Annotated in this window: 1 protein-coding gene and 1 rRNA gene; one reads left to right on the forward strand and one right to left on the reverse strand. The window is 30.8% G+C overall.

The features are described 5' to 3' along the window. Nucleotides 1-27 precede the first annotated feature (27 nt). Nucleotides 28-137, forward strand: a 5S ribosomal RNA gene (gene rrf / locus B8T70_RS23505). Between the two features lie 633 nt (nucleotides 138-770). Here the strand turns inward: rrf and B8T70_RS23510 are convergent. Continuing rightward, on the reverse strand, nucleotides 771-1,055 hold a 285-nt coding region (locus B8T70_RS23510), incomplete at its 5' end, for a T9SS type A sorting domain-containing protein (protein ID WP_133059426.1).

Here is a 1,055-nt window from a genome sequence, read left to right on the forward strand (position 1 = left end):
AAAAGTTACCTCAAGTAACAACGACCTTAAGGTGGTTATTGCGGCGGGGCTCACCTCTTCCCATCCCGAACAGAGTAGTTAAGCCCGCCTGCGCAGATGGTACTGCAGTTATGTGGGAGAGTATGTCGTCGCCTTTCTTTAGAATCCTCATCAAGTAATTGATGGGGATTTTTTTTGGGCTTAACTTTTTTGAATTTGTAGAGCTGAGAGTGATTAGGTAAAAAAATACCGCAAATACCGCAAAGGCTTACACAAAGGTTCGCAAAGTTTAATCAATAGCTTTGCGGACCTTTGCGTTTTTTCTCTTTCATTACTCTGCGGTTAAAATCGGAAGCATTATACAAAAAACGAACGTAAATTATATCTAGATTATGAATCTATTTTATGTTCTTTAGACATAATTGAGCAATTTGAATAAAAGAATCTTTTTTGTTTGTCCTTTTTAGTTAATATGCATCGATATAAGCAAATATTCTTCAGTATTTGTACAATTACATCTGAAAGTATATTAAAGCTTTCTTAAATGAGATAATTTCTTTTAGTTCTAGTATTGTAAGTGGTTTTCTTATCCTTTTTGTTTTTTAGGTTCTTAAAGCTATTTAATGAGGTTTTGAGATGCTTTTCTTATTGCTGGAATAAAAGATATCCCTTTTGAGTCTTTTGAAACTTATGTTGCGGCAAAGAATTACGCAACGATTTTGTATAAAGATGCCATGTGATTTTATATATTAAAAATATCTCTTCCAAAATAAATAATATCTAAGAATAGCTTAAAAAACTGCAATTTTTCCTGTTTGAATATCGCCTAAGCTTGTAATAATTTTATAGATATAAATTCCTGTGGCAATATTTTTTAGATTAATGTTATTGGTTTTAGAAAGTAACGGGGAAGTAATAGTGTTTTGTCCACTAATATTATATAAATAAAAAATAGCATTTTCTTCTTTTTTGGCTTCAATATTTAATTCTTCATTTTTGCTTAAATGGCTAGGGTGTACAAAAAATAAATCATTGCCTAGATAATTAGTATCAAGAATTAGGGAGCTTACTATATT

Origin of the sequence: Flavobacterium sp. AJR (genome assembly GCF_002156885.1) — a bacterium.
Taxonomy (GTDB): domain Bacteria; phylum Bacteroidota; class Bacteroidia; order Flavobacteriales; family Flavobacteriaceae; genus Flavobacterium.